This is a genomic window from Psychrobacter nivimaris, from assembly GCF_904846365.1.
Classification (GTDB): domain Bacteria; phylum Pseudomonadota; class Gammaproteobacteria; order Pseudomonadales; family Moraxellaceae; genus Psychrobacter; species Psychrobacter nivimaris_B.
Genome location: NZ_CAJHAL010000005.1, coordinates 1 through 13329, shown reverse-complemented (window position 1 = coordinate 13329; position 13329 = coordinate 1). Strand labels below are relative to the sequence as shown.

Sequence of the window (13329 nt, the reverse complement as noted above, 5' to 3'; positions counted from 1 at the left end):
TTTAAGTAATAGTAAATAATAAATAGTAATCAAATAAAAAAGCCCAGTTACTCATTATGAGTAGCTGGGCTTTTTATTGAGCTATATAAAGTGGTGTTAAAAGCAGCTTAATAAGCCGAGATTTTTATCCGTCTATAAGCAATTGCAAAGGCAACTTAGGCAAGTAAGTTTCCGTTTGCGATGGTGTATTATTTACTTCAAGTGATAATACGTTTTTTGCTAGTAGTAGAATCGTCCAAGGTAGTAGCTGATGTTCAAGCTTCTGAACCCGTGCTTGTAAGCTCTCTGCGGTGTCGTTGATATCGACATCTAATACAGCTTGAGTCAACACCTGACCCGCATCAAGCTCCGCTGTGACTTTATGAATACTACAACCGTGACAACGTTCACCCGCTTGTATGACTCGTTTGTGAGTATTTAAACCCTTATAAACCGGAAGTAGAGAAGGGTGAAGATTAATCATGGGCGCTGGTACATTATCGATAAATGAGCCACTTAGTACACGCATAAACCCAGCCAAGACGATTAAGTCAGGTTGCCATGCTATTAGCTGTTCGTTGGCGTGGGTTTCAAACGTCTTGATGCCCATACGTTTACCACTAGCAACGTGTGACAATATCGCAACTGGAATATTGGCATCTTTAGCACGTGTCAAAGCATAAGCAACTTCACGGTTACTAATGACACCAACGATTTCAATTGGTAGCGCACCTGCTTGCATTGCATTGATTAACACTTGCAGGTTGCTACCACTTCCTGAGACTAGAACAGCAATACGCAATGGTTTGATAGGCTGGCTTGCGTTATCAATTGACATTAACGGTACACCACTGCATCCGCCTGATCATCAGTGCTGCGTTTGACCATTTCACCTATTTGCCAAGCTGTTTCGCCCGCGTCAGTTAAAGTCTGAATAGCAGCTTCTGCTTTGTCTTTTGGCATAACGATGACAAAACCAACGCCGCAGTTAAAGGTACGGTACATTTCACTCTGTGCGATATTACCTTGGGTCTGTAGCCAAGTGAATAGCTCTGAGAACTGCCAGCTATTGGTATCGATGCTAGCTGCTAAGTTATCAGGTAGTACACGTGGCAAGTTATCCGTTAGACCGCCGCCTGTGATGTGTGACATCGCATGTAAGGCTGAGCTACCAAGCGTGTCTTGTAATGCCTTGATGGCTTTTACATAGATACGGGTAGGAGCCATTAGAGCATCTTGAATAGGCTGGCCGTCTAGTTGCTCATCGCTACTCGTAACATCCACGCCGCTAACTTCGATGACTTTACGAACCAATGAGTAGCCGTTTGAGTGCGCGCCACTTGAGGCAAGTGCAATCAGTACATCGCCTTCTGCGACATTTTCACCAGTGACGACTTCTGCTTCTTCAACCACGCCTACACAGAATCCAGCTAGATCGTAATCGTCGTCTTGATACATGCCTGGCATTTCAGCAGTTTCGCCACCGATAAGCGCACAGTTAGCTAGTTTACAACCATCACCAATACCAGTCACGACAGTCGCCGCTACATCAACATCCAGCTTACCAGTTGCATAGTAGTCTAAGAAGAATAGTGGCTCTGCGCCGCAAACCAATAGGTCATTGACGCACATCGCGACCAAATCAATACCAATCGTGTCATGACGGTTCAGCTGTAGCGCCAGTTTTAGTTTGGTGCCGACGCCATCAGTACCAGAAACCAATAATGGTGAGGTATAACCTGTTGGGATACGGCATAACGCACCAAAACCGCCAAGTCCACCCACGACTTCAGGACGAGTAGTGGCTTTTGCAACGGACTTGATTCGCTGAACCAAAGCATCGCCTGCATCGATATCAACACCGGCATCTTTGTAGCTTAAAGAAGGCTTGTCACTCATAGTCATCTCACAGTTGGGATAGATAATTGGGATTAGAAGGTAAAGTAATTGAGCACGCAAAAATCAGCGTTATAAAGTTCAAAAGCAAAGTTTAAAGACAGTGCGCGCATTATACCCAAAAACAGACCGTACTCGCAAAGCAACTTGCCAATATTTGACTAAGATTTGCATTAAGTGGCAAATAAGCGGTTAAGAAACAAAAAATGACTGATTTTTTGTTGTACTCTGCGATAATAGAACGCTAAATTTATTGCCAATAATGGCCTTAATACAAGTCCAAATGTGATTGACAGAATAAAAACTAATAAACATAAATTTATTAAGAGTCAGGCTTTTTAGGAACTTTGATACGTCTCAGTTTAGCTAGCTAAAACTAATGAGAAGAAAGCAATTCGCCTAGTGATACATCGTGATGGCTGTAGTTATATCATTTAGAAATCGCTATTACTGACTCCCTGTCACTTTTTTAAGCTCGTCCAACTATAGGATTACTTGCCATGATGAATCAACCAATAGATCCTTTTTTTCGGCGTTTATTTATTGTCGTGGCGTTAGTTGTGGCTGTGTTTATTTTGTATTTAATGATGCCCGTCATCGTACCTTTCGTTTTTGCCTTTATGCTGGCTTACCTATTCAATCCTCTAGTCAAGCGCCTATCAAAATACATCAAGCGCTGGGTCGCGATTATTATTGTCTACTCGACAATTACTTTGGGGATGGCGTTATTATTATGGTGGCTGGTACCGACATTGTGGCATCAGTTGCAAGCGGCGTGGGATTATTTACCAAAGATATTTAATTGGTACAATCAAGTAGTACGAGAGTGGTTCAATAGTAATACTCGTATCAAATTGCCCCAATTAGAGTCGAAAGAGTTTTCCGATACTCTCGTCGATTACATGCAAACGAACTATAAGTTCGCTGATGCTAGCACCATGATGAGCCAAATACTGACCTCAAGTATGAACTTCATCAATAATGCAGGTCTCATTGTATTGGTGCCTATTTTGACCTTTTATTTTCTATTTAATTGGGACCAGCGTTTGCATAACTGGAAAATGGCGATACCAGGTGCTTACTGCCAAAAAGTGACTGAAATAGCTAAAGAGTGTGATCTGGCATTGATGGCATTTATCAAAGGGCAATTACTAGTGATGGTATTGCTAGGCGCTATTTATGCTGTACAGTTACAGCTCATTGGATTAGAGCTTGGGCTTATCATTGGTATGGTAGCAGGCATTGCCAGTTTTGTGCCGTATTTAGGATTTGGTATTGGTTTTATCGCGGCTATTATCGCCTGCCTATTTCAATTCGGATTGGACTGGACGTATTTGTCATTGGTCGTAGGTGCGTTCTTGATTGGACAAGCTGCAGAAGGTTATATTCTACAACCATTGCTGTTAGGTGATAAGATTGGTCTATCGCCATTGTGGGTCATATTTGCTGTATTGGCAGGTGCCAGTTTACTAGGTTTTGTCGGTATGTTAATCGCCTTGCCAGTGTCCGCTGTCTTAAATGTCCTATTCCGCCACTTATACAGCTATTATCGAACCACTGACTTTTATAAAGGTCGTAAACAACTGGCACTGTTTGAAAAAAGATAATTATCTTATTATTGGACATACTAGATAAATATTGATATGCAATATCAAGATAGGAACGTAATGATTGATAAGGCTTAATGGGTAAAAGACTTGTCAGTCATTTTGTAAATATGTTATATATAGGCGCAGTGTTGATAGTATCAACCTTTTTGGTACCAGTTTTGCTAACGTTGTTTTCGACAAAGTGACTGACCGATTTTTGCAAAGACTATAGGGCCATTACTTACAGCTGTATCGGCTAGTATTGACAGTAATGAATACAGCTCAAAGCAACCTATCTTTTTTATTATATTTTTTCATTGCACTACGCAACACGAGTTGATGATTCATGGCAGAAGCACAGCTAAGTCTCAATCTGGACATTAAGCATGATGCAAGTCTCAGCGACTTTGCCGGTCCCGGTTGGATGTCGATTATTGATGCAGTACGGCAGTTACATGTCGGCCTGATCGGTCAACTATATCTGTTTGGTAGCCCTGCTACAGGTAAGTCCCATTTGCTGTCTGCTATTTGCGAGTCATTTATCGAAATGGACAAATCGGCTATCTGTTTGTCCCTCAATGAGCTAATTCATACAGATGTCCACGTACTGTCATCGTTAGAAAACTTCGATTTGATTGCTATCGATGATTTGGAAGTGCTTGAGCAAAGCAGTCAGTGGCAAGAAGCTTTATTTCATTTGATTAATCGTAGTCGAGAAGGACAACGCCAGTTATTGTTTGCCGCTAATAAACCAGCTGATGACTTACCATTCCAGTTAAGAGATTTAATGACGCGCTTGGCACAAGCACCGACCTTTAAAGTACCTACTGGCCATGATTTAGCAGACAGACAAGCACTATTACAGTCTATTTTGCGTCGACGTGGATGGCAGTTTGACGATCGAATTATTGATCACTTACTGACCGATGGACCGCATCGTATCGGTGCGATGATGGAAGTACTTAATTATATTCAACCAATGTTCTCTAACCTTGGTCGCAGTAATATCTCAAAAGCAGTCATAAGTGATGCTCTGCGTACCATCGATGAGCAGACGCTTGCCGCGGAGCTAGCGGATATCGCTCAAGAGAGGCAAGTAGATAACGACACGCCTGATCAAGACCAACATACGATGCCATTTGATTTTTAGCAGTAAGGCTTTTAGCAGCAAAAAATGAATAACCGTTAGAATACAAATACTTTGTCCAACTCGCTTTTACTATTAATGGAATAACTTATGAAATCGAATACTCTTTTGCTAAAGAAATTAACGATAGGTACGCTGTTGGCAGGGGCTGCCTCGGTCTCTATGTTGTCACAGGCAGCGGTTACTCTACAGGTTGATGACCATATCAAAGTCACTGCTATTAATGGGCAGGAAATTCAGCAGAGTGCTTTTCAGCCGCTACAAAAAACATTTACGTTACAGCCTGGACAACACGCTATTACTGCTAAGTATGACCGTTTATATAACTTGCGTCGTGATGAGCATGATTATTTGCGTTCAGGTAATGTCAGTGTGACGGCACAATTAGCCGACAATCAAACATATCGTTTGACTATGCCTAATCAACCAGAAGATTATGAAGCTGCTAGAGAATATGCCAAGCAGCCAACACTCGCTGTGCAACAAAACAATACGGTTATTGCTAGCCAGCAAAGTATGGCCGGTAACCAAGGTGGTCTATTTTCAGGCCTTGGTAAAGCGCTAGGCGGCGTGTTCGGCGGTGCAGGTGATGCAGAGTTACAGAACCAACGCGCGATTGCATCATTGGATCAGCCAGCAGTTACGAATACAAGTCCAGCAGCGATGCCTAAAGGCAACGTCAATACGACGACTGCTGTCCAGCAAAGTGCAAATGTAAGTACGTCTACCAATACGTTAGATTCATTCATGCAAATTTGGCTACAAGCAACGCCTGCTGAGCGTGAAAAAATGCGTCAATGGATCCAAAAATAAATCTATCTTCTATAAAAGATAGACAATAAAAAAGCACCTAATTAGGTGCTTTTTTATTGTTTAGAACTTGATGATCATTATGCTTATTAAGATTTAGCCTAGTAAAATCTAACGACTATTAACCCAAAAACGCGTTATACATCCATACCAGTTTTTCTTGTTCTTGTACGTAAGCATCAACTAGGTCAGCTGAACCTTGGTCTTCGCTCTCTTCTGCTAGAGAAGATACTTGGCGCTGTTCAGTGATTAGGGCTTGTAGACCATTTACTACGCCTTTTACACAGGTTGTGCCATCTTTAACGTTTTTATCTTCGCTGATGCTAGTATGCTGAGAAAAATCGCTATAAGCATGAAGTGGTGTGCCACCCAATGTCAAAATACGCTCAGCAATCTCATCAATCTGTAGTTGTAAAGCAGTATATAGCTCTTCAAATTGTGGATGTAAAGTAAAGAAGTGCTCACCTTTCACATTCCAGTGATAACCACGTACATTCAAATAAAATACATGGTATGTCGATAGTAGGTTATTCAGTTGCGCAATAACTTCGCTCATGTCTGCTTTTTCTAGACCGATCTGGTTAGTAGCATTATTAGAATTACTCATAGTATTGTCCTTATAGTGTGAGTGTAGTTATATGATAATAAATAAAGAAGAATAAAGACTCTAATAAATTAAAATACAGTGAAAAATACTATAGTTTTCATCTGTATCTATCAATATAGACTCTATCTCTTCCTTTGATGCTTATAATAATAGCAAACTATCATTAATAAGTTAAATTTAATAAATGCAATTTTACGATTGGTTTTATAAAAGTAAAATCAAATTTCTCTATCGTTTTCCTAAACGATAGAGAATCCTAATTACAGCTATGCTGGTGGCTGCAAGTTTTCAGGGTTCAATCCTTTCACAGGAACCACTTCTTGTAGATGTTGACGTATCGTATCGATAGGAAACTTCTGTGCTTGCAAGCGTTTCGGTACGATTTGGCTGCCTTGCTGACCTTTTAGCTCAAACATCATAAAGATATAGTCATCAGTCTCATCCCAGCTTTTGATAGCAGTCCAAGGAATAACTGCTTGCTGAGTCGCGCCTGCACGCATCTGCATACCGCGCATTTGTGAGTTTTTCATCATATCAGGTTGGTTGCTTGGCATTGCCATAACTAAACCATGCTTTTGTACACCCAGCTTCATCTGACGCATTTCATCTGGCATCTCTTGGTCGGCCACTTGTTTGTCAAACTCTCTTTTTACGTACCATTTAAAACCTAAGGTACGTGCCAATAGATAAATCACCACACCAACCAGCATTAACCAAAATATAATGGTTGAATAGCCGGTCACAAAGATGAGTCCTGCAATAGCGAGTACCACAACCACTGCCATGATGATCCACTCTTTGATCTTAAAGCTTGATAAACCAAAAGACGGGCTGGCACTGGCAAACAGTTCATACTGTGCTTGGTGAAATTCAGCCTCAGTTAGGTTTAAGGCGACAGGTTGGAGCGTGTAGGGGTACAGGGCCATAAAGGTTTCTCAAATACTTATATTAAAAGCGTTGGATTAAAACTGCCAAAGCGAAGCAGCGATGCTGTACTTGGCTAGAAGTGAATAAAGGTATGCGCTTATCTTACCGAAAAGTACTCCTAAATGAAACATATAAGCAAGACTGTTCACGGATAGATGTCATATTAATGACGTAGTTCACGCTCTATACTCAGCTTATTCAGACTAGACGAAAGCAAAAGTGAGAAATTAGAAATAGAATAACTTGCTATCAGTGATTAGCCTAATGAACAAAAGCTAGTGAAAATCAGCCAAAAACAGTGAAAAGCAGTCAAAGATATCCAAAACATGGTCAAATCTGCCGTGTCTTGGTATTATAGCGTCTACAAGATATGTTGATATAAAACATAACGTCATAGCCAGTTATCACAAAGACTGTGATAGCGATGTGCTAGGCAATTACTCTATTAATAATACTTTTAAACCTTTTACTCACCTTTAGTGTTACAGGCAACTACTATGATTGATCCGAAACTCTTACGCGGCGATTTAAGCGACCTACAACAGCAGCTAGCCACCCGTGGTTATGAGCTTGATATGGAGTTCTGGCAGACGATTGAAAACGAGCGTAAGTCTCTACAAGTCAAAACCGAAGAATTGCAATCACGCCGTAACGCTGGTGCTAAACAAGTAGGTGCCCTAAAAAAATCAGGCGAAGATGCTAGTGAGCTATTGGCTGAGATGCAAAGCGTTAGCGGTGAGATTAAAGCTGCGGAAGACGAGCTACGTACGCTACAAGAGCGTATCACTCAAGCAGCTTTGCAAATTCCAAATATTCCGGCGGCGGATGTACCAGTCGGTACGTCAGAAGACGATAACGTAGAAGTGCGTAAGTGGGGCACGCCGCGTACGTTTGATTTTGAGATTCAAGATCATACTCATATCGGTGAGACACTTGGTATGCTGGACTTTGAGGCAGCGACTAAGTTGACTGGTAGCCGTTTTAACGTGCTAAAAGGACAATTGGCGCAATTGCATCGTGCGTTGATTCAATTTATGTTGAATACGCATACTATGAAGTACGGCTATCTTGAGACCTATGTGCCTTATATCGTTAATAGCGATAGCTTAAAAGGTACGGGTCAGCTGCCTAAGTTTGAAGATGATTTGTTTAAGCTAAGCAATCACACCAATAATGATGAAATGGATTTTTACCTTATTCCAACCGCTGAAGTGCCAATGACCAACTTGGTACGCGGCGAACGTTTGGATATTAAAGAGCTACCGCTAAAATTCACCGCCCATACGCCATGTTTCCGTAGTGAAGCTGGTTCGCACGGGCGTGATACCCGTGGCTTGATTCGTCAGCATCAGTTTGAAAAGGTTGAGATGGTCAATATTGCCACGGCTGAGCAGTCTGATGACCTATTAGAAGCGATGACAGGACAGGCTGAATATATTTTGCAGCAGCTTGAGTTGCCATACCGCACGGTACAGCTATGTACGGGTGATATGGGTTTTGCTGCACAAAAAACCTATGACATCGAAGTATGGTTACCAAGCCAAGATACCTATCGTGAAATCTCTAGCTGCTCTAACTGCGGTGACTTCCAAGCGCGCCGTATGGGTACTCGTCTCAAAGATGGCAAACAAACCAGCTTAGCTCATACTTTAAATGGTTCAGGTTTGGCCGTGGGTCGTACGCTACTAGCAGTGATGGAAAACCATCAAAACGCTGATGGTAGCATCACGATTCCAGAAGTATTGCGTCCGTTTATGGGCGGTGCTGAGACTATTTCAGTTTAATAGGTTGACTATAAGTAATGAGCTGCTTGTCACTCAGTTCACTCGTAGCTTGTTATTTATAACTTAAATCAAAGTCCGTCATTGCTTATCGTTTAACAAAACTGATGTGAGTCATTGCTAAATATAAACGGTCTTGTCACCGCATTTTTGGCTAGGCTCATAGCAAATATGTTAATATTGCATTTTTATTTTATAGCCTATCCATTGAGGACGCCTGCCGCGTTTTTGATGGATTATCCTCTGAGTAAACTCTCCTCTTATCTTTATACGACTCATTCGAATATTAGGACACTCTATGCCAGCTCCAATTAGCGAACGTAAACTAGCCAATGCCATCCGTGTACTGTCGTTTGACGCGGTTCAAAAAGCCAACTCTGGACATCCGGGTGCGCCAATGGGCATGGCTGATATTGCCGAAGTTTTGTGGCGCAAATTTTTGAAGCACAATCCAGCTGATCCTAATTGGCACAACCGTGATCGCTTTGTACTGTCAAATGGTCATGGCTCGATGCTTATTTATTCATTGCTACATTTATCAGGTTACGATGTGAGCGTTGATGACCTTAAAGGTTTCCGTCAGCTGCATTCAAAAACCCCAGGGCATCCTGAACTTGGTTATACGCCTGGTGTAGAAACGACGACTGGTCCACTAGGACAAGGTATTGCTAATGCCGTTGGTTTTGCAATCGCAGAAAAAACACTAGCCGCACAGTTCAACCGTGACGGTCATAACGTCGTCGATCATCATACCTATGCATTTTTAGGTGATGGTTGCTTGATGGAAGGTATCAGTCATGAAGTGTGCTCGCTGGCTGGCACGTTGGCGCTTGGCAAATTGGTATTCTTCTACGATGATAATGGTATCTCAATCGACGGTAATGTCGAAGGCTGGTTCACTGATGATACTGAAGCGCGTTTTGAGTCTTACGGCTGGCAAGTTATCAAAGTCGATGGTCATGATACTGATGCAATCACGCAAGCGACTGAGCAAGCCATTGCAGAGACTGCTAAGCCAAGTCTAATTATTTGCAAAACCACGATCGGTGCTGGTAGCCCTAACAAACAAGGTCTAGCGGCTAGTCATGGTGCTCCACTTGGTGATGACGAAATCGCCTTGACCCGTGATGCGCTGTCTTGGAAACATGCTCCATTTGAATTAGATGACGAAATCTATGAAGCGTGGGATGCTAAAGCCAAAGGCGATGTCCAGCAAAAGAACTGGGACGCTGACTTTGAAGCATATAAAAAAGCCTATCCAGAGCTTGCAGCAGAATTGTCACGCCGTCTAAACGGCGAGTTGCCTGCTGATTTTGCTAGCCAAGCACAAGCTTATATTCAGCAAACGCAAGAAGCGGGCGGTGATGTCGCTAGTCGTAAAGCGAGTCAAAATGCAATCAATAGCTTGCAGCCTTTATTGCCAGAACTGTTGGGTGGGTCAGCCGACCTAGCTGGCTCGAACTTGACGCTATTTAAAGGCGCTAAGGGTATCGAAAAAGATGCTGACGGCAACTATATCTATTACGGCGTACGTGAGTTCGGTATGACCGCGATTGCCAATGGTATTGCATTGCATGGCGGCTTTATCCCTTACGTAGCAACGTTCCTGATGTTTATGGAATACGCACGTAACGCGGTACGCATGGGCGCACTAATGAAGCAGCGTGTCATCCATGTCTATACGCATGACTCTATCGGTCTTGGTGAAGATGGCCCAACGCATCAGCCAGTTGAGCAATTGACTAGCCTACGTACCACGCCAAACCTACGTACATGGCGTCCTTGTGATGCTACCGAATCTGCCAGCGCGTGGGTAGAAGCAATCAAATCAGAAAATAACCCATCAGCATTGATCTTTAGCCGTCAAAGCTTGCCACATCAAACACGTGATAGCGAGCAAGTAGCGAACATCACCAAAGGTGGTTATGTACTGGCAAAAGAACAAGGCGAGCTACAAGCTATCATCATCGCCACTGGCTCAGAAGTTGGCTTAGCGATGGAAGCGTATGAAGCCTTGAGCGTAAATGGTGTTGGTGTCCGTGTAGTATCTATGCCATGTGCAGAGATTTTCGTTGAGCAAGATGCTAGCTACCGTGAAGCGGTATTACCTGCCAATATCCGTGCTCGCGTCGCAGTAGAAGCGGCGCATGTAGATTACTGGTATAAGTTCGTTGGTCTAGATGGCAAAGTCATCGGTATGACGACTTATGGCGAATCTGCTCCTGCTAGTGATTTGTACAAAGAGTTCGGTATCACGACTGATGCTGTGGTTGAAGCAGTAAATGGTTTGATGTAATAGACCTAACTTAGTTGGTGTTTAAAAAAAGAGTCACTAGAGAAATCTGGTGGCTTTTTTTTATGGTAAATTGAGCTAAGCTTTCAAGTTTTTACGGAAGTTTAAATTTCGCTTATTGCCTAAGTTGTTTATAAGAATCGTTCTTTAATAGTATGAGTTTATCCTACCATTGTTTGAACCTAATCAAGATTTGATAAGGAAGTGTCAGTTTGGAATTTCATGAGATTAATTGGATTGCGACAGCAGCATGGGTGCAAGCTATTGGAAGTATAATAGCAATTGGCATCGCAATATGGGTTCCCTTTAAGCTAGCTAAAGACTCACAAAAGAAACAAGAAGCTGAGAAGATATCTCTCTCAAGAGTAGTACAAGTGTCTTTACTACCAGATTTATATAGATTACGTTCATGCACTAAAGATTTTCTAGATTTTCAATCAGGGGAAAAATCTTTTCTTGGTGTGAACAGAAGCCCCGAAGATTTTAATGAGGACTTTTTTAGTTTGGTGAAAGAGTACGCTAATATTTTAAAAATTGCATCGAAAAGTGGAGTTATACAAGAGCAGTTAACAGAGCTTATGTCCATTGTCTTCCAAACAAATGAACTTCTTGCAGAAAATACTAGGTTACAAAGAGATGGCTATCATGCAGCTTGGACTAATCATAAAGATCTATTTATTGAAGCTGCAGAAAGTATTAATGAGCTATCAGACAAAGTTATTTTAAGTATTGAGTCACTGTATTAGCTTTAGTTGAGAACAGCGAATAAATTCTGAAATTTGAGAATTTTCAAGATATATAAACTTTAATAAGGCTTTTTTTGAGATTTTCTTATGTCCCTAAAATCCTCCTTTAAAGGCTTCCTCGGTGAAACCGTCATCAATGTTGCTATGTGGCTTAAACTTGAAAAAGATGTTTATCACCGATTAAACGGTATTACCTTGCCACGAGCTAATGGTGGCAGTACCCAAATCGATCATATCATCGTTTCTGTATACGGCATCTTTGTCATCGAAACCAAAAACTATAAAGGCTGGATATATGGTAGCGAGAACCAAAGACAGTGGACACAGTCTTTTCCAAATGGCAGTAAGTATAAGTTTCAGAACCCACTACGCCAAAATTATCTACATATTAAGACGCTCGCAGATTTATTAGGCTTAGAGCTTAGCTACTTTCATTCGATGATTGCTTTCATCGGGGAGTGCGAATTAAAAACCCGTGATGAGTTGCCTGAACACGTATTGACGAGTGGTATGGTCTCTTATGTGAAGAAAAAGCAGGATGAAATCCTGACTGAAGACGAGGTCAAATCCATTGTTGAGCAGATTAATAGCAATAGATTTAGTAAGTCTTGGCGCACCAATCGGCACCATAAAGCCTACCTAAAAGACAAGTATAACCCCTCAAACAAACAGCTTAGTGGTAACGCTAATGATAGACCAGTTGTTAAGACTGCTAGTAAACCTACACCTGAGCCGATAGTAAAAGAAACCGCTAAACGAGCTGTTCTAAAAAGTAGGGAAGTACATGGATGGTCTGGCCAAACTGAGATTGAAACTAGCGAGTTATCAATTGATAGTTTGAATACTCAGCAGGCAATTATACCGCCTACCAGCATGTCACATGATATGACCAATAAAGTGTTTATGACGCCGTTTGAGATTATAGAGTCTGAGCCGCAGGTGGAAGCACCTGAGATACCTAAAGAGACAGACGATGTAACTAATCTTGTTCAAACACCAAACTGTCCAAGATGTAACGGTGAGATGATCAAGCGCGTGGCAAAAAAAGGCCAGCAGCAAGGGCAGGCCTTTTTTGGTGAGACCATCCCGAATTCTGTGTAACTGCCGTTTAGATTAAATGCTTGCTGATACGGTCATCAAACATAATCATAAAACGATTCAGAGCAGACGTCCAGTTACGGATTGGCATCGACCACTTTTTGGATGCCTGCTGGGTTGCTAAGTACACCACTTTGAATGCTGCCTGATCAGATGGGAACACCTTACGCTTATTCACCGCTGTCCGAATCACGCTGTTTAGCGACTCTATCGCATTGGTGGTATAGATCACTCTTCTGATGTCTTTAGGATAACCAAAGAACACCGTTAAGCCCTCCCAGTTATTGCGCCAAGACTTGATGACATGCGGGTACTCTTTGCCCCATACTTCATCAAAGTGCTCAAGGTTGGCCTCTGCCATCTCAAGCGTATCAGCACCGTAGATGGCCTTTAAATCAGCTGCTACGGCCTTCTTGTCCGTCCAAGGTACGAACTTCATCGAATAGCGCACCATAT

At 42.0% G+C, this 13329-nt stretch carries 12 protein-coding genes; 7 read left to right on the top strand and 5 right to left on the bottom strand.

Annotation, left to right across the window (positions count from 1 at the left end; translation table 11 throughout):
* Positions 1-124 precede the first annotated feature (124 nt).
* Complete coding sequence (gene purN / locus JMX63_RS03510; RefSeq protein WP_201570981.1) at positions 125-817, bottom strand: phosphoribosylglycinamide formyltransferase; 693 nt, start codon at positions 815-817, stop codon at positions 125-127.
* Entirely contained in the window at positions 817-1878 is a 1062-nt protein-coding gene (gene purM, locus JMX63_RS03505) for a phosphoribosylformylglycinamidine cyclo-ligase (protein ID WP_201570979.1), read from the bottom strand. The genes purN and purM overlap by 1 nt, the downstream gene beginning before the upstream one ends.
* A gap of 497 nt (positions 1879-2375) precedes the next feature.
* Here purM and JMX63_RS03500 point away from each other — a divergent pair, with 497 nt between their 5' ends.
* The 3 genes from JMX63_RS03500 to JMX63_RS03490 all read left to right on the top strand — a co-directional run bounded on the left by JMX63_RS03500 (position 2376) and on the right by JMX63_RS03490 (position 5424).
* On the top strand, positions 2376-3482 hold the full coding sequence (locus tag JMX63_RS03500; RefSeq protein WP_201570978.1) for an AI-2E family transporter: 1107 nt from the start codon (positions 2376-2378) through the stop codon (positions 3480-3482).
* Positions 3483-3810: 328 nt separating this feature from the next.
* Positions 3811-4614: a DnaA regulatory inactivator Hda gene (hda, locus tag JMX63_RS03495; protein WP_201570977.1), complete on the top strand. Its 804-nt coding sequence runs from the start codon at positions 3811-3813 to the stop codon at positions 4612-4614.
* A gap of 87 nt (positions 4615-4701) precedes the next feature.
* Positions 4702-5424 (top strand): DUF2057 family protein, encoded by a 723-nt coding sequence (locus tag JMX63_RS03490; RefSeq protein ID WP_201570976.1) that lies wholly within the window; start codon positions 4702-4704, stop codon positions 5422-5424.
* 118 nt (positions 5425-5542) lie between these two features.
* On the opposite strand, the gene JMX63_RS03485 is transcribed toward JMX63_RS03490, so the two are convergent.
* Both JMX63_RS03485 and JMX63_RS03480 read right to left on the bottom strand, forming a co-directional pair.
* A complete protein-coding gene (locus JMX63_RS03485; protein WP_201570975.1) occupies positions 5543-6028 on the bottom strand; it encodes a Dps family protein in 486 nt (161 codons plus the stop codon).
* Positions 6029-6294: 266 nt separating this feature from the next.
* On the bottom strand, positions 6295-6954 hold the full coding sequence (locus JMX63_RS03480) for a YcxB family protein (protein WP_201570974.1): 660 nt from the start codon (positions 6952-6954) through the stop codon (positions 6295-6297).
* Between the two features lie 498 nt (positions 6955-7452).
* Here JMX63_RS03480 and serS point away from each other — a divergent pair, with 498 nt between their 5' ends.
* From serS to JMX63_RS03460, 4 genes are all read left to right on the top strand, one after another.
* On the top strand, positions 7453-8739 hold the full coding sequence (gene serS / locus JMX63_RS03475; RefSeq protein WP_201570973.1) for a serine--tRNA ligase: 1287 nt from the start codon (positions 7453-7455) through the stop codon (positions 8737-8739).
* Positions 8740-9034: 295 nt separating this feature from the next.
* Positions 9035-11032: a transketolase gene (gene tkt, locus JMX63_RS03470; RefSeq protein ID WP_201570972.1), complete on the top strand. Its 1998-nt coding sequence runs from the start codon at positions 9035-9037 to the stop codon at positions 11030-11032.
* A gap of 209 nt (positions 11033-11241) precedes the next feature.
* Complete coding sequence (locus JMX63_RS03465; RefSeq protein WP_201570971.1) at positions 11242-11775, top strand: hypothetical protein; 534 nt, start codon at positions 11242-11244, stop codon at positions 11773-11775.
* Positions 11776-11862: 87 nt separating this feature from the next.
* Entirely contained in the window at positions 11863-12876 is a 1014-nt protein-coding gene (locus JMX63_RS03460) for a nuclease-related domain-containing protein (RefSeq protein ID WP_201570970.1), read from the top strand.
* A 7-nt stretch (positions 12877-12883) separates the two neighbouring features.
* Here the strand turns inward: JMX63_RS03460 and JMX63_RS03455 are convergent.
* Positions 12884-13329 (bottom strand): transposase (locus tag JMX63_RS03455; protein ID WP_201570968.1); only part of this gene is annotated, 446 nt, incomplete at its 5' end.

What these genes read in the sequence shown, in the direction of transcription:
- JMX63_RS03460 (WP_201570970.1), top strand. Translation starts at nt 11,863, where the DNA reads ATGTCCCTAAAATCCTCCTTTAAAGGCTTCCTCGGTGAAACCGTCATC.
- JMX63_RS03480 (WP_201570974.1), bottom strand. Translation starts at nt 6,954, where the DNA reads ATGGCCCTGTACCCCTACACGCTCCAACCTGTCGCCTTAAACCTAACT.
- tkt (WP_201570972.1), top strand. Translation starts at nt 9,035, where the DNA reads ATGCCAGCTCCAATTAGCGAACGTAAACTAGCCAATGCCATCCGTGTA.
- JMX63_RS03500 (WP_201570978.1), top strand. Translation starts at nt 2,376, where the DNA reads ATGATGAATCAACCAATAGATCCTTTTTTTCGGCGTTTATTTATTGTC.
- JMX63_RS03485 (WP_201570975.1), bottom strand. Translation starts at nt 6,028, where the DNA reads ATGAGTAATTCTAATAATGCTACTAACCAGATCGGTCTAGAAAAAGCA.
- serS (WP_201570973.1), top strand. Translation starts at nt 7,453, where the DNA reads ATGATTGATCCGAAACTCTTACGCGGCGATTTAAGCGACCTACAACAG.
- JMX63_RS03490 (WP_201570976.1), top strand. Translation starts at nt 4,702, where the DNA reads ATGAAATCGAATACTCTTTTGCTAAAGAAATTAACGATAGGTACGCTG.
- purM (WP_201570979.1), bottom strand. Translation starts at nt 1,878, where the DNA reads ATGAGTGACAAGCCTTCTTTAAGCTACAAAGATGCCGGTGTTGATATC.
- hda (WP_201570977.1), top strand. Translation starts at nt 3,811, where the DNA reads ATGGCAGAAGCACAGCTAAGTCTCAATCTGGACATTAAGCATGATGCA.
- purN (WP_201570981.1), bottom strand. Translation starts at nt 817, where the DNA reads ATGTCAATTGATAACGCAAGCCAGCCTATCAAACCATTGCGTATTGCT.